15 protein-coding genes are annotated in these 13,715 nt (G+C 63.3%); 9 read left to right on the forward strand and 6 right to left on the reverse strand.

Annotated elements, in window-relative coordinates; genetic code table 11:
* Window positions 1-88 precede the first annotated feature (88 nt).
* Window positions 89-1,519, reverse strand: a complete 1,431-nt coding sequence (locus IRZ77_RS17025) for a lytic transglycosylase domain-containing protein (RefSeq protein WP_153671731.1) — start codon at window positions 1,517-1,519, stop codon at window positions 89-91.
* A 100-nt stretch (window positions 1,520-1,619) separates the two neighbouring features.
* Window positions 1,620-2,399 (reverse strand): hydroxyacylglutathione hydrolase, encoded by a 780-nt coding sequence (gloB, locus tag IRZ77_RS17030; protein WP_196173983.1) that lies wholly within the window; start codon window positions 2,397-2,399, stop codon window positions 1,620-1,622.
* Window positions 2,400-2,484: 85 nt separating this feature from the next.
* On the opposite strand from gloB, the gene IRZ77_RS17035 reads away from it, so the two are divergent.
* The 4 genes from IRZ77_RS17035 to IRZ77_RS17050 all read left to right on the forward strand — a co-directional run bounded on the left by IRZ77_RS17035 (window position 2,485) and on the right by IRZ77_RS17050 (window position 6,952).
* Window positions 2,485-3,258, forward strand: a complete 774-nt coding sequence (locus IRZ77_RS17035) for a class I SAM-dependent methyltransferase (protein WP_025339935.1) — start codon at window positions 2,485-2,487, stop codon at window positions 3,256-3,258.
* A 13-nt stretch (window positions 3,259-3,271) separates the two neighbouring features.
* Window positions 3,272-3,718: a ribonuclease HI gene (rnhA, locus tag IRZ77_RS17040; RefSeq protein WP_003261021.1), complete on the forward strand. Its 447-nt coding sequence runs from the start codon at window positions 3,272-3,274 to the stop codon at window positions 3,716-3,718.
* Window positions 3,719-3,769: 51 nt separating this feature from the next.
* Window positions 3,770-4,528, forward strand: coding sequence for a DNA polymerase III subunit epsilon (gene dnaQ / locus IRZ77_RS17045; RefSeq protein ID WP_046615579.1), 759 nt, complete (start codon window positions 3,770-3,772; stop codon window positions 4,526-4,528).
* A 174-nt stretch (window positions 4,529-4,702) separates the two neighbouring features.
* Window positions 4,703-6,952 (forward strand): Orn/Lys/Arg family decarboxylase, encoded by a 2,250-nt coding sequence (locus IRZ77_RS17050; RefSeq protein WP_108480793.1) that lies wholly within the window; start codon window positions 4,703-4,705, stop codon window positions 6,950-6,952.
* Here the strand turns inward: IRZ77_RS17050 and IRZ77_RS17055 are convergent.
* A complete protein-coding gene (locus IRZ77_RS17055; protein ID WP_003261019.1) occupies window positions 6,936-7,154 on the reverse strand; it encodes a hypothetical protein in 219 nt (72 codons plus the stop codon). The two genes, IRZ77_RS17050 and IRZ77_RS17055, sit on opposite strands and share 17 nt — an antisense overlap.
* A gap of 157 nt (window positions 7,155-7,311) precedes the next feature.
* Here IRZ77_RS17055 and chrR point away from each other — a divergent pair, with 157 nt between their 5' ends.
* A complete protein-coding gene (chrR, locus tag IRZ77_RS17060; RefSeq protein WP_108480794.1) occupies window positions 7,312-7,869 on the forward strand; it encodes a class I chromate reductase ChrR in 558 nt (185 codons plus the stop codon).
* A gap of 188 nt (window positions 7,870-8,057) precedes the next feature.
* Here chrR and IRZ77_RS17065 read toward each other — a convergent pair whose 3' ends face one another.
* Window positions 8,058-10,124, reverse strand: a complete 2,067-nt coding sequence (locus IRZ77_RS17065; RefSeq protein WP_108480795.1) for a TonB-dependent receptor family protein — start codon at window positions 10,122-10,124, stop codon at window positions 8,058-8,060.
* Window positions 10,125-10,344: 220 nt separating this feature from the next.
* Between IRZ77_RS17065 and IRZ77_RS17070 the strand changes: the two genes are divergently transcribed.
* Genes IRZ77_RS17070 through IRZ77_RS17080 form a run of 3 tightly spaced genes read left to right on the forward strand, consistent with a single transcriptional unit; the run spans window position 10,345 to window position 11,307 of the window.
* The gene (locus IRZ77_RS17070; protein WP_046615584.1) at window positions 10,345-10,593 is read left to right on the forward strand and encodes a helix-turn-helix domain-containing protein; all 249 of its coding nucleotides are present in this window, start codon (window positions 10,345-10,347) and stop codon (window positions 10,591-10,593) included.
* A gap of 11 nt (window positions 10,594-10,604) precedes the next feature.
* Window positions 10,605-10,952: a head completion/stabilization protein gene (locus IRZ77_RS17075; RefSeq protein WP_046615585.1), complete on the forward strand. Its 348-nt coding sequence runs from the start codon at window positions 10,605-10,607 to the stop codon at window positions 10,950-10,952.
* Window positions 10,945-11,307 (forward strand): hypothetical protein, encoded by a 363-nt coding sequence (locus IRZ77_RS17080; RefSeq protein WP_046615586.1) that lies wholly within the window; start codon window positions 10,945-10,947, stop codon window positions 11,305-11,307. The genes IRZ77_RS17075 and IRZ77_RS17080 overlap by 8 nt, the downstream gene beginning before the upstream one ends.
* Here IRZ77_RS17080 and IRZ77_RS17085 read toward each other — a convergent pair.
* A complete protein-coding gene (locus tag IRZ77_RS17085; protein ID WP_196173985.1) occupies window positions 11,304-11,696 on the reverse strand; it encodes a helix-turn-helix domain-containing protein in 393 nt (130 codons plus the stop codon). The genes IRZ77_RS17080 and IRZ77_RS17085 overlap by 4 nt on opposite strands.
* Window positions 11,697-11,896: 200 nt before the next feature.
* Here IRZ77_RS17085 and IRZ77_RS17090 point away from each other — a divergent pair, with 200 nt between their 5' ends.
* A complete protein-coding gene (locus IRZ77_RS17090) occupies window positions 11,897-12,160 on the forward strand; it encodes an ogr/Delta-like zinc finger family protein (RefSeq protein WP_046615588.1) in 264 nt (87 codons plus the stop codon).
* Window positions 12,161-12,239: 79 nt separating this feature from the next.
* Here IRZ77_RS17090 and nuoN read toward each other — a convergent pair whose 3' ends face one another.
* The gene (gene nuoN, locus IRZ77_RS17095) at window positions 12,240-13,709 is read right to left on the reverse strand and encodes an NADH-quinone oxidoreductase subunit NuoN (protein ID WP_025339926.1); all 1,470 of its coding nucleotides are present in this window, start codon (window positions 13,707-13,709) and stop codon (window positions 12,240-12,242) included.
* Between the last annotated feature and the right edge of the window lie 6 nt (window positions 13,710-13,715).

Below are 13,715 nucleotides of genomic sequence, written 5' to 3' on the forward strand. Positions count from 1 at the left end.
CCCACAGGTACTGCAGGACTTGAAGTCGATGCGGCCGGTGTGGGAGCTGGCTTGCCGGCGATGGGGCGCGCAGCGGCCCCGCACTACATCAATGCGAGAGGTAGACGGTGAGGGTCTGGCCTGGCTTCAGGGCATGGCCGCTGCGCGGGTTCCAGCGTTTGAGGTGCTTCATTTCCACGTTGAAGCGCTTGGCCACCAGGTACAGCGAATCGCCCTTGCGTACCTTGTACTGCGTGGAGCGCTGCCCGGAGGCGGCTACCCGATTGCCGGCGGCGCTCGGCGCGCTGCCACCGCGCAGGGCCAGGACCTGGCCAGCGCGAACGCTGTTTCCGGAGAGGCGGTTCCAGCGCTTGATGTCCTTGACCGAAACGCGGTTGGCCTTGGCGATTGAGCCCAGATTGTCGCCGCGCTTGACCCGGTAGCTGCGTGCCGCCACCGGGGCCTTGCCTTCGGCCACCGCGCGGGCGAACACGGCCTTGTTCGGCTGCAGGCTGACCAGTTGCTCAGGCTTGAGGTTGGACAGGCTGTCGCTTAGCAGCTGTGCCTTGGCGGTGGGTACCAGCAGCTGCTGCGGGCCATCCACGGTCATGCGCTTCTTGAATGCCGGGTTGAGCTGGATCAGCTCGTCTTCGTCGATGTTGGCGAAGGCCGCTACCCGCGACAGGTCGAGGCGGTCGTTGATGGCCACCGCCTCGAAGTAGGGTTCGTTGGCGATCGGGTTCAGGTTCACGCCATAGGCTTCGGGCGTGAGTACCACCTGCGACAGGGCCAGCAGCTTGGGCACGTAGTCACGGGTTTCCTGCGGCAGCGGCAGGTTCCAGTAGTCGGTGGGCAGGCCGAGCCGTTCGTTGCGCTCGATGGCGCGGCTGACCGTGCCTTCGCCGGCGTTGTAGGCAGCCAGGGCCAGCAGCCAGTCGCCGTTGAACATGTCGTGCAGGCGGCTGAGGTAGTCCAGTGCGGCGTTGGTCGAGGCGGTCACGTCGCGACGGCCATCGTAGAAGTTGGTCTGGCGCAGGTTGAAGTGACGGCCGGTGGAGGGGATGAACTGCCACATGCCCGCGGCATGGGCGCGCGAGTAGGCCATCGGGTTGTAGGCGCTTTCGATGGCTGGCAGCAGAGCCAGCTCCAGCGGCATGTCACGTTCTTCGAGGCGCTCGACGATGTAGTGCAGGTAGAGGCTGCCACGCTCGCCGGCGCTTTCGATGAAGCTTGGGTTGCTGGCGAACCACAGGCGCTGCTGCTCGATGCGCGGGTTGACGTCGATGTTGTCCTGCAGCGCAAAGCCCTGGCGCATGCGTTCCCACACATCCTGTGGTGCCTGTTCGGCCGGCTTGACCAGCAGCGGTGAAGGCTTGTGCTTGATCCGCGCCTGGTAGTTGTGCGCGCGAACGCTATCGGATTCGTCGAGCTGACGGGTGCTCTGGCAGCCCACCAAAGTGGCGGCCAGGGCCAGCGCACTGATTTGGGCCAGGCGCGTCAGGGCGACGGAATGAGAGGTTCTGCGGCTACGGGAAGACATCGGCTGACACAGGTTTCCGGGCGAAAAATTTCGGCGATTCTAGAAACCGCTCCGGGCCTGGTCAACCTTTGACCATCGCTTGCGATATATCTTGAGGTTATCAGAAGGTGTCCTTCCAAGACCTCAAGGCAGCAAAAACAGCGACATGCGAGGGGTTTGAATGTCCCTTCCATTCGTCTGCTTTTTGTTTAACTAATGTTTCAGAGGTGCGCAGGAAGGGGTTGGTCAGGCGCTCCAGACCGATCGTTGATGGCAATGTGATGCGATTGTCGGCGCGCAAACGGGTAACGTCCTCGAACCGCCGCTGAACGTGCATGTTGTCAGGTTCCACCGCCTTGGCGAAACGCAGGTTGCTCAGTGTGTATTCGTGGGCGCAGTACACCTCGGTCTGCTCAGGAAGGGCTGCCAGGCGGGCGAGGGCAGGCTGCATCTGTTCGGGGGTGCCTTCGAACATGCGCCCGCAGCCGGCGGCGAACAGCGTGTCGCCACTGAACAGCACCGGCGTTGCCGGCTGGTCGCTGAACAAGGCGATATGCCCCAGGGTATGGCCGGGCACGGCCAGCACCTGGAAGGTCACGCCCAGCACGGTTACCTGGTCGCCTTCGTCCAGCGCCAGGTCACGGCAGGGAATGCGCTCGTGGGCCGGGCCGCATACCCGCGCGCCGGTCAGTTGCTTGAGCCGTTCCACGCCGCCGACGTGGTCGTTGTGGTGGTGGGTGATCAGGATGTCACTCAGTACCCAGCCAGGGTTGGCCGACAGCCAGCGTTCCACTGGGCCGGCGTCACCCGGATCGACCACCGCGCAGCGGCGTTTGGCAGTATCCTGTAACAACCAGATGTAGTTGTCGGAGAAAGCGGGGAGAGCATCGATCTGTATCATGGTGCGGATCCGATTCGCCTAGCGTGGCACATGAGGGCATCTTATCCGCGATGGCGCGGTGCGAGAACCTTCGAGGGAGAGCGCAATGACCGACCAAGCCTTTGCCCAGGCCGACCCGGACTGGGTCAAGCTGATCAGCCTGGCCCGTGAGTGGTTCAACGGCCCACTCGGCCAACTGATGCTCAAGGAGGAGGAAAAACTGCTGGAAGAAGAGCTCGGGCGCTTCTTCGGGGGTTACCTTGTGCACTACGGGCCCTGCGCCGAGCCGCCGCCCAGCGCGCCCCAGGTGCAGCGCAACGTGCGCCTCGGCGCGCCGCTGCCGGGGGTGGAGATCGTCTGCGAAGAGCAGGCATGGCCGCTGAGCGAGCACGCCGCCGACGTGGTGGTGCTGCAGCATGGCCTGGATTTCTGCCTTTCGCCCCACGGCCTGCTGCGCGAGGCGGCCAGCGCGGTGCGCCCTGGCGGGCACCTGCTTATCGTCGGGATCAACCCCTGGAGCAGTTGGGGCATGCGCCATTTCTTCAGCCACGGCGCCTTGCGCAAGGCCCGTTGCATCTCGCCGTCGCGGGTAGGCGACTGGCTCAACCTGCTGGGCTTCGCGCTGGAGAAACGCCGCTTCGGGTGCTATCGTCCGCCGCTTGCCTCACCGGCCTGGCAGCAGCGCCTGGCGGGTTGGGAGCGGGTGGCCGGCGGCTGGCAGAGCTCCGGTGGCGGGGTATACCTGCTGGTAGCGCGCAAGATGGTGGTGGGGCTGCGGCCGTTGCGCCAGGAGCGTCGCGAGCCGATGGGCAAGCTGCTGCCGCTGCCACTGGCCAAGGTCAACCGCACGGCGGCCAATCCGGATACTGAAAAGCACTGAACATGAGTGGTACATGAGCGAAAGCGTCGAGATGTTTACCGATGGTGCCTGCAAGGGCAACCCTGGCCCTGGCGGCTGGGGCGTCCTTATGATCTACAAGGGCGTCGAGAAGGAACTGTGGGGCGGCGAACGCGAAACCACCAACAACCGCATGGAGCTGATGGCCGCGATCCAGGGCTTGATGGCGCTGAAACGCGAATGCGAAGTGGTGCTGACCACCGACTCGCAGTACGTGATGAAGGGCATCAACGAATGGATGACCAACTGGAAGAAGCGCGGCTGGAAAACCGCGGCCAAGGAGCCGGTGAAGAATGCCGACCTGTGGCAGCAGCTGGATGAGCAGGTCAACCGCCACAAGGTGACCTGGAAGTGGGTGCGCGGGCATATCGGCCACCCCGGCAACGAACGTGCCGACCAGCTGGCCAACCGTGGGGTCGATGAGGTGCGCGCCAAGCGTTGAGCTGGGGTACAATTCCGGCCTTTGTAACTGATGCAAGTTGGAGCGCCCCGCGTGGAGCAACAGCAAGATAAACGGTTCGTCATTCTCGATACCGAAACCACGGGTATGCCGGTTAGCGAAGGCCACCGGATCATCGAGATCGGCTGTGTCGAGGTCATCGGCCGGCGCCTGACCGGGCGGCACTTCCACGTCTACCTGCAGCCGGACCGCGAGAGTGACGAGGGCGCCATCAACGTCCACGGCATCACCGATGCCTTCCTGGTCGGCAAGCCGCGCTTTGCTGATGTCGCCGAAGAGTTCTTCGAGTTCATCCAGGGCGCCACCCTGGTCATCCATAACGCGGCGTTCGACGTTGGCTTCATCAACAACGAATTTGCCTTGCTGGGCCAGCAGGACCGCGCGGACATTTCGCAGCACTGCACCATCCTCGACACCCTGCTGCTGGCGCGCGCGCGCCACCCGGGGCAGCGCAACAGCCTGGATGCGCTGTGCAAACGCTACGACATCGACAACTCGGGCCGTGAACTGCACGGCGCATTGCTCGACTCGGAACTGTTGGCTGACGTCTACCTGGCAATGACCGGTGGCCAGACCAGCCTGTCGCTGGCCGGGCATGGGGCAGAGGCCGGGGATGAAGGGGCGGGTGCTGGTGGCAGCGAGATTCGCCGTATTACCGGGCGTGTGCCCGGGAGGGTGATCATGGCCAGTGCCGAGGAGCTGGAGGCGCATGCCGAGCGCCTGGCGGCCATTGCCAAGTCGGCGGGTGGGCCATCCATGTGGCAGGCTCTGACCGAGACACCTGCAGGCTAATCTTTCGCCTGCTCCGGCCACTTCGCGGGCTCGCCCGCTCCCACAGGTATTGCACAGGCCTTGAGCCTGTTGGGAATCCTGTGGGAGCGGGCAAGCCCGCGAAGAGGCAGGTCCTGACCACACAGGTTCTACTACCCTGAACTGGACGCCATGTCCTTCGGAGGTAGCCACCTGATGTACAAGGACCTCAAGTTCCCCATCCTCATCGTGCACCGCGCCATCAAGGCCGACAGCGTTGCTGGCGAGCGTGTGCGGGGCATCGCCGAGGAACTGCGCCAGGACGGCTTTGCCATCCTCGCCGCCGCCGACCATGCCGAGGCCTGCCTGGTCGCCGCCACCCACCATGGCCTGGCCTGCATGCTGATTGCCGCCGAGGGCGTCGGCGAGAATACCCACCTGCTGCAGAACATGGCCGAGCTCATCCGCCTGGCCCGCCTGCGTGCCCCCAACCTGCCGATTTTCGCCCTGGGCGAACAGGTAACCCTGGAGAACGCCCCTGCCGAAGCCATGAGTGAGCTCAACCAGCTGCGCGGCATTCTTTACCTGTTCGAAGACACCGTACCGTTTCTCGCTCGCCAGGTGGCGCGTGCCGCACATATCTACCTCGACGGCCTGCTGCCGCCGTTCTTCAAGGCCCTGGTGCAGCACACCGCGCAGTCCAACTATTCCTGGCACACCCCGGGCCACGGTGGCGGCGTGGCCTATCGCAAAAGCCCGGTGGGCCAGGCCTTTCACCAGTTCTTCGGGGAAAACACCCTGCGCTCGGACTTGTCCGTTTCCGTGCCGGAGCTGGGCTCGCTGCTCGATCACACCGGCCCCTTGGCCGAAGCCGAAGCCAGGGCCGCGCGCAACTTTGGCGCCGACCACACCTTCTTCGTGATCAATGGCACCTCCACGGCCAACAAGATCGTCTGGCACGCCATGGTTGGCCGCGACGACCTGGTGCTGGTGGACCGCAACTGCCACAAGTCGGTGGTGCACGCGATCATCATGACCGGTGCCATTCCCCTCTATCTTTGCCCGGAGCGCAACGAGCTCGGCATCATCGGCCCGATCCCGCTCAGCGAGTTCAGCGCCGAGGCAATCCAGGCGAAGATCCAGGCCAACCCTCTCGCCCGTGATCGCGGGCAGCGCATCAAGCTGGCGGTGGTGACAAACTCCACCTACGACGGCCTGTGCTACCACGCCGGGCTGATCAAGCAGACCCTGGGGGCCAGTGTCGAGGTGCTGCACTTCGACGAGGCCTGGTTCGCCTATGCAGCCTTCCACGACTTCTTCACCGGGCGCCATGCCATGGGCACGGCCTGCGCGGCAGACAGCCCGCTGGTGTTCAGCACCCATTCCACCCACAAGCTGTTGGCCGCGTTCAGCCAGGCCTCGATGATTCATGTGCAGGACGGGGCCAGGCGCCAGTTGGACCGTGACCGCTTCAACGAAGCGTTCATGATGCACATCTCGACCTCGCCGCAGTACAGCATCCTCGCTTCGCTGGACGTGGCCTCGACCATGATGGAAGGGCCGGCCGGGCGTTCGCTGCTGCAAGAAATGTTCGACGAGGCGCTGAGCTTTCGCCGTGCCCTGGCCAACCTGCGCGAGCACATCGCCGCGGACGACTGGTGGTTCAGCATCTGGCAGCCGCCGAGCGCCGAAGGCATCCACCGCCTGGCCGCGCAGGACTGGCTGCTGCAGCCGGGGGCGGAGTGGCATGGCTTTGGCGAAGTGGCGGACGACTATGTGCTGCTCGACCCTTTGAAGGTGACCCTGGTAATGCCGGGCCTGAGCGCGGGCGGTGCGCTGGGGGAGCATGGCATCCCGGCGGCGGTGGTCAGCAAGTTCCTCTGGGAGCGGGGGCTGGTGGTGGAGAAAACCGGCCTGTACAGCTTTCTGGTGCTGTTCTCCATGGGCATCACCAAGGGCAAATGGAGCACCTTGCTTACCGAATTGCTGGAGTTCAAGCGCCACTATGACGGCAATACCGCCCTGAGCGACTGCCTGCCGAGCGTGGTGGCGGCCGATGCCTCACGCTACTTGGGCATGGGCCTGCGCGACCTGTGCGACCAGTTGCATGGCTGCTACCGCGCCAATGCCACGGCCAAGCAGCTGAAGCGGCTGTTCACGCGCTTGCCAGAGGTGGCCGTGAGCCCGGCCCGGGCCTATGACCAGATGGTGCGCGGTGAGGTGGAGGCGGTGCCGATCGAGGCGCTGCTGGGGCGGGTGGCGGCGGTTATGCTGGTGCCGTACCCACCTGGTATTCCGTTGATCATGCCAGGGGAGCGGTTCACCGAGGCGACCCGCTCGATAATCGATTACCTGGCCTTTGCCCGGGCGTTCAACCAAGGCTTCCCTGGTTTCGTCGCCGACGTGCACGGCCTGCAGAACGAAAGCGGCTGCTACACGGTGGATTGCATCAAGGAATGCGAATGATCTCGACGCCGCTGCGCGCCAGTTCGAAGCGGTTTTCACCCAGGTGGTTGACCTTGTCGCCGATGGCCAGGCGATAGGTGGTGATGGGGGCGCCCAGCGTGCTGCCGTCGGTTTGCAGGGTCGACTCCTGGAACTCGTGCACGGGGTAGATGCGGCCTTCGGCGTCACGGGCGTGGAATTGGCCGACCATTACTGCTGCCATTTGGGTGGAAACCTCTGAATTACGTGAGAAATGTCTGCAGGCATAGACCGTGCAACAGCGTCGGAAGTTTTCGCCCCGCGGAAAAAAAACCAAAGCGCCGAGGAACGGTCATCTATAACTACAACGTCTCTTTACCCAGCAGAGGTTGGAAATTGCCATGAGCCAGGTGTATTCGGTAGCAGTGGTCGTCGGTAGCTTGCGCAAGGAGTCCTACAACCGCAAGGTCGCCCGCGCACTCTCAGAGCTGGCGCCGTCCAGCCTTGCCCTGAAGATCGTCGAGATTGGCGATTTGCCGTTGTACAACGAGGATATCGAGGCCGACGCGCCGGACGCGTGGAAGCGTTTTCGCGACGAGATCCGCCGTAGCGATGCGGTGCTGTTCGTTACCCCGGAGTACAACCGCTCGGTGCCTGGCGGCCTGAAGAATGCCATCGATGTGGGCTCGCGGCCCTACGGGCAAAGCGCCTGGAGTGGCAAGCCGACGGCGGTGGTCAGTGTGTCGCCGGGGGCCATTGGTGGCTTTGGCGCCAACCATGCCGTGCGCCAGTCGCTGGTGTTTCTGGACATGCCGTGCATGCAGATGCCCGAGGCCTACATCGGTGGCGCGGCTAGTCTGTTCGACGATGCGGGCAAGCTCAGTGACAAGACTCGGCCGTTCTTGCAGGCGTTTATCGACAAGTTCGCTTCCTGGGTGAAGTTGAACAGGGCGGTTTGAGACCTGTTCGTTCGGTGTCAGCTTTCAAAAGGGGCTGCTGCGCAGCCCATCGCCGGCAAGCCAGCTCCCACAGGGGCCGTGTTGGCTTAGGCAATTTGCTTCTACAGGACACTCACATGGCTTGAGTGCGATTCGCTCGGTGTGGGAGCCGGCTTGCCGGCGATGGCCGCGCAGCGGCCCCCAGCGGACTAGCGGAAGCTGTAGGAAACCCCGGCATACACGCCAAAGCCTTCGCCCGGCGTCGAACGGGCCTCATCCTTTCCTGCATCGTTGTAGCCAGGTGTCACCGTCGCCGCATAACGCTTGTTGGTGAGGTTGCGCAGGTCCAGCCAGGTCTGCCAGTCCTGCTTCGGTGAGTCCCAGCCCAGGCGTGCGCCGAGCAAGGCATATTCATCGGCGTGGTAACTATTGGCGTAGTCCACCTGCACCTTCGACGCCATCTGCGTGTTCACCCCTGCATAGAAGCCGTTCGGCCAGTCATAGCGCAGCTCGGCCTGGTAGTAGTGCATGGGGATGCCCGGCAGGCGGTTGTCGCCGAACTTGTCGTCATCGCGGTAGTGGAAGTCACTGAAGGTATAGGCCTGACGCAGGCTGAGCTTGCCAGTACCGGCGCGTTCCCACAGGGTACTGTCGAGGCCTGCCTCCACGCCCTGGTGCACGGTGGGGCTGGCGTTGAATTCCTTGGCCGGAGCGCCTTGCACGATCTCCACCGCCAGCAATTCATGGCGAACCTGCGAGTAGTACCACGCCAGGTCCCAATGCCCCAATGCCGATTCGCCGCGTGCGCCCAATTCCAGTGTGGTGGCCGTCTGGTTTTGCATTTCGATCGGTTGATTGGCTGTGGGCGCACTCCAGATCAGGGCCCAGGGATGGGGTGGTTCGACCGAGCGGCTCAGGTTGCCGTGCACCTGCAGGTCCGGGCTGATGTCATAACGTAGCCCCAGGCGTGGTGCATAGTCCCAGTCATGCTGGCTCACTTTGCCGCCCCCGGCAGGGTGGTAAGTGACATCACTTTCACGGCGGGTATAGATCATCGCCAGGCCAGTGGTCAGCCACAGGTTCGGTACCAGCTCCAGGTCGTTGCCCACATGTAGCACGGTGTCCGAACCCTGGTAGCTGAAGTCGCGGGTGCGCTCACCGAACACGTCGCCATTGCGGGTGAACTGCGAAGCACCGCTGTTGGGCAGGTGCTTGGTGGTGCGCCAGCCGATGGTGGTCTTGCTCTCGTGGCCGAACAGGGTGTCGCGGCGGAAGTAGTTCAAGGTGCCGCTCACATCGGTATAGGCCACCTTCAGGCGCATTGGGCCTTCGCGCAGGTCCATCGGGTAGTCGTGGTAGACCAGGCCGGCTTCCAGCCGCGCATCGTCGTCGAGGTAGAAGGTGGTCTTGTTGCCCGCCCAGGTGCTGCCCGGTTGCGGGCGGCTGTCGTCGCGGGCCAGGTAGGCCGGGTTGGCCGCGCGGGGGTGGTGCTTGATCTGATCCTTGGTCAGGCGCCCGGCCAATTCGTTCTCGGTTTCCCGATAGCGCAGGTAGAAGCGGGTTTCCAGGTTCGGGTTGAAGCGGTAGCCGATGTTGGCGGCAACGCCCTTGGCGCTGCCGCTGCTGTGCGCCTGGTAGCCGTCATATTCCGAATCGGTCAGGGCCACGTAGTAGTCGAGGTTGCCCAGCACCTGTCCCGAGCTGATGTGCCGATGCTGGTAGCCGCGGCTGCCGACTTCGTAGCGCACCTGCAGCGGTGCGGCGTCGTAGCCGGTGTGGGTGACGTAGTTGATTGCACCGCCAAGGGCGAGGGCACCCTGGTCGAAGCCGTTGGCACCGCGCAGCACTTCGGCACGGCTCAGCCACAGCGGCTCGAACAGCTCGTAGGGCGTACCGCCCGGGCCGGTCAGCGGCAGGCCGTCGAACATCGTGTACACCCCGGAACCGTGGGCCCCAGGTGCGCGGTTGATGCCCGAACCGCGGATCGAAAGCTTGATGCCATCGTTGCCTGCCGATTGGGCGAATACTCCGGGCTGGTAGGCAAGTACATCCTGGTTGCTGGCAACCCGGCCTTGCTCGACACGCTGCATGTCCACCAGGTTGCTGGCGCCCGGTACTTCGTGCAGGCGTTCGCTGGCTGCGGTCAGGTCGTTCTGCTCCTCATCGGTGATCAGCACCTGGCCCAACTCGACCGAAGGTGCCGCCAGAGCGGGCTGGGAGGCAGCGAAAGCAGCCAGCAGGCCGAGGCAGGATGGCGGGGGCAAAACGCAACGCATTGTACGACTCCAGGCGAAAGGCGATTGGACAACGGCGTTGAGACGAGCGAAATGCCGCTTGGAGCACGAGGAAAGTCGACAAATATCGCGCAACCTTCGTCAGACGGTTTTGTACGAAAGTTCTTTACAAGCCGTAGCGATGGAGCAGAGCGACCTGCGCTTCGTAAGGTGATTGCAGACCGGCAGCGATGCCTCGCTCAATCACCCGTGGAGTTCAAACATGACTGACAACGCACGACACTCGCAGCAACCCCTGGTGGACGCCCCGGTTCGCCTGACACCACGTGAACGGCAAGTACTGTTGTGGTGTGCCTACGGCAAGAGCTCGTGGGAGATTGGCCAGATCCTTGAGTGCAAGGAATCGACAGTGAACTTCCATGTGTCGAACATCCTGCGCAAGTTCGACGTGCCCACGCGGGTGGCTGCGGTGATCAAGGCCATTCGCTACGGCATGCTGGCCGAGCAGTGAGGGGGTGAAGCATGGGCAACGATCCTCGGTTACCCCGTTTTGCCGATTGCCATGACCCATTCTGGCCACGGGTGGACCTCGGCAGGCTTCGTGAGCGCCTGAACCTGCAGCGGCCTGTCAGTGAGGCTGCGCTGGAAGTGGCCGCACGCTGCGCCGCCATCGACGCGGCACGCGAATTCGCGCGGTGGCGGGCGGTGTTGCGAGAACGGGGCTACAAGCGCCTCGAGGATGTGGCCGGGCATGACCATGGGCGTGCATTGCGGGTGTGCTACATCCGCTTTGTCGAAGCAGCGGTCATGCATAACCTGGGCTCGGCGGGCTACCTGGCCGCTGCACACCGAGGGGCTGCCCATGACTGAAGAATCTGTTTTCGACAGCCTGGCCCGGGCGCTGGTTGAGTTGCTGGGCGTGGATGGCAACGTATTGTTCGCCGCGCTGCTGGGGGCTTTGCTGGTGAGCGCGGCGCGCGACCGGTTGATCACCAACAAGGCCAGGCGCCTGACATTGGGCAAGAAACTTTTGCTGGTGTTCGTGACCGTGGGGGTGGGCCACCTGTTCGAGCCGCTGGTTTCGTCACTGGTGCCCTTGCTGAGCCGCGGCATGGCGGGGTTCGTGGCTGCCGTGGTGGTGATCCCCATCAGCCTCAAGGTGATGGTCTGGCTGGATACGCTGGACCCGCGCGAACTCATTCAGCGCTGGCGCCGCCGGGGCTAGCCGCTGGCGGCATTGGGCGAACGACTGGTCAGCGCGCTCAATTGCCGTTCCAGCTGCTGGATGCGCTGTTTGTCCTGGACCAGCAGGAGAACGGCCTGGCGATCGGCAAGCGACAGGGTGCGCAGGCGCGCGAGCATGTCCTGTTCCCAGCCTTCGTTGTCCAGGCCTGCGCGATTTCGTTCGGGCTCACCCAGCAGAAGCCAGTCCAGTGAGCATGCATACTGCCTGGCGATGTCTATGCAAAGTGAATAAGGAATGCTGTCGCGCACCTTCCAGCTGCTCAATGTCTGCGGGCTGATCGAAAGCGCTCTGGACAGCTCGGCGTCAGATTCCGTAGCGGTCAGAAGCTTCAGTCTGGTCAGAACCGAAGCAAGTACTTGGGTACTCATAACAAATATCCATGACTGGTTTAATGATATTCCATGGGCTTAAACTACTCGTTATGAATACAGCCCTGCGTTTTAAGGAGCATTCCTGCAATGAGAAGCATCAAACTGAAGAATACACCTATACATGCAGCCAATACTGACAAAACCGGAAGACTATTCTCACAGAGGGTAAGCCTGAACAATGCTTGCAGGTACTTGCCGTGAGTACATACAAGCTGGTTTGCCCGCATTGCCACAGCCGGATGCGCATACGCACCAGTGAAGGGCGTCATATTTTCCTGCGGATCGCCTATTTGCAATGCACCAACGAGGCATGTGGCTGGTCGGTGCGCGCCGAGTTCGAAATGACCCATGAACTCTCGCCCAGCGGCATGCCCAACCCGGAAGTGTACCTGCCCTCTGCCAATGGTGATTTACGCAAGGCAGCGCTGCCGGGGGCCGTCCAGGACAAATCTGATGAATGAGCCTTCAAGCTCACTGATGAAAAGCGCGCAGATAAAAAAACACCCCGCATGAGCGGGGTGTCTTGTCTTGCCAGGGCGATCAGCCGATCAGTTGCAGGCCGGCTTGCTGAACCATTTCCAGCAGCGGTTGCGGGTACACACCCAGCACGAACGCGAGAATGGCGATGGCCAGCAGCATGACGCCACCGGTGCGCTGTTCCCACTTCAGCGGAGCGTCGTGACGACGCAGGTTCGGCTCGACCAGGTACAGGGTGACCATGACGCGCAGGTAGTAGTAGACGCCGATGGCACTACCGATCACCAGGGCACCGACCAGCCACCACAGGTGCGACTCGACGCCGGTGGCGATGATGTAGAACTTGCCGATGAAGCCGGCGGTCAGCGGAATGCCCGCCAGCGACAGCATCATCACGGTCAGCACCGCAGTCAGGTACGGACGGCGCCAGAACAGGCCGCGGTACTCGTACAGTGCATCGGCGTCACGGCCGCCGTAAGGCGAGGACATCAGGGTGATGACGCCGAAGGCGCCCAGGCTGGTGATCACGTAGGTGACCAGGTACACGCCCATGGCTTCCAGGGCCAGGCCCTTGCTGGCGACCAGGGCGATGACCAGGTAACCGAAGTGGGCGATGGACGAATAACCCAGCAGGCGCTTGAGGTTGCTCTGGGTCAGTGCCAGCAGGTTGCCGATCAGGATCGAGGCCACGGCAATCACCGCCAGTACGGTGCTCAGCACGCCGCTGCTGGCAGCAGGGGAGAGCATGAACAGGCGCACGACAACGGCGAACACCGCAACCTTGCTGGCGGTGGCCAGGAAGGCGGCGACCGGTGCCGGGGCGCCTTCGTACACGTCCGGGGTCCACAGGTGGAACGGTACCAGCGACAGCTTGAAGGCCAGGCCGACCAGCATCATGCCCAGGCCCAGCTGGGCCACCAGGCTTGGCATGCTGGTGGCGGCCAGGGCCTTGCCGATCTGGTCGAAGCTCAGGCTGCCGGCGTCGGCGTACAGCAGGGCCATGCCGAACAGCAGGAAGGCCGAGCCTGCGGCCGACAGCACCATGTACTTGATGCCGGCTTCCAGCGAGCGCTTGTTGAAGAAGGCATACGCCACCAGGCCGTAGACCGGTACCGACAGCAGCTCCAGGCCGATGAACAGGCCGGCCAGGTGGTTGGCGCTGACCAGCACCAGGCCACCGAGAGCCGACATCAGCAGCAGCAGGTACAGTTCTTCACGGTTGCCCGGGAAGCCCTTGGAGCCTTCGCCGAGGTAGGCGTGGGCGAGGGTGACGCAGGCCAGCGTCGCCACCAGGATGATCGCCATGTACAGGCAGGCGAACTTGTCGATGGTGATCAGCGGGGTGACCGCCAGCGGCGCAACCTTCAGCGCCGGAAGGATCGACAGCAGGGCCAGGTTGAGGCCCACGGTGGACAGCAGGAAGGTCTGCGAGTGGTTGCGCTTCCAGGCGATCGCCAGCATCACCACCACTGTGGTGATGGTGGTGATCAGCATCGGCGCCAATGCGATGAAGTGTTGAGTGGTGAATTCCATAGCGCT

Source organism: Pseudomonas pudica (genome assembly GCF_015680405.1).
Classification (GTDB): Bacteria; Pseudomonadota; Gammaproteobacteria; order Pseudomonadales; family Pseudomonadaceae; genus Aquipseudomonas; species Aquipseudomonas pudica.

Coding starts and splice junctions, on each gene's coding strand:
- IRZ77_RS17025 (WP_153671731.1), bottom strand. CDS start 1,519: ATGTCTTCCCGTAGCCGCAGAACCTCTCATTCCGTCGCCCTGACGCGC.
- gloB (WP_196173983.1), bottom strand. CDS start 2,399: ATGATACAGATCGATGCTCTCCCCGCTTTCTCCGACAACTACATCTGG.
- IRZ77_RS17035 (WP_025339935.1), top strand. CDS start 2,485: ATGACCGACCAAGCCTTTGCCCAGGCCGACCCGGACTGGGTCAAGCTG.
- rnhA (WP_003261021.1), top strand. CDS start 3,272: ATGAGCGAAAGCGTCGAGATGTTTACCGATGGTGCCTGCAAGGGCAAC.
- IRZ77_RS17050 (WP_108480793.1), top strand. CDS start 4,703: ATGTACAAGGACCTCAAGTTCCCCATCCTCATCGTGCACCGCGCCATC.
- IRZ77_RS17055 (WP_003261019.1), bottom strand. CDS start 7,154: ATGGCAGCAGTAATGGTCGGCCAATTCCACGCCCGTGACGCCGAAGGC.
- chrR (WP_108480794.1), top strand. CDS start 7,312: ATGAGCCAGGTGTATTCGGTAGCAGTGGTCGTCGGTAGCTTGCGCAAG.
- IRZ77_RS17065 (WP_108480795.1), bottom strand. CDS start 10,124: ATGCGTTGCGTTTTGCCCCCGCCATCCTGCCTCGGCCTGCTGGCTGCT.
- IRZ77_RS17070 (WP_046615584.1), top strand. CDS start 10,345: ATGACTGACAACGCACGACACTCGCAGCAACCCCTGGTGGACGCCCCG.
- IRZ77_RS17075 (WP_046615585.1), top strand. CDS start 10,605: ATGGGCAACGATCCTCGGTTACCCCGTTTTGCCGATTGCCATGACCCA.
- IRZ77_RS17080 (WP_046615586.1), top strand. CDS start 10,945: ATGACTGAAGAATCTGTTTTCGACAGCCTGGCCCGGGCGCTGGTTGAG.
- IRZ77_RS17085 (WP_196173985.1), bottom strand. CDS start 11,696: ATGAGTACCCAAGTACTTGCTTCGGTTCTGACCAGACTGAAGCTTCTG.
- nuoN (WP_025339926.1), bottom strand. CDS start 13,709: ATGGAATTCACCACTCAACACTTCATCGCATTGGCGCCGATGCTGATC.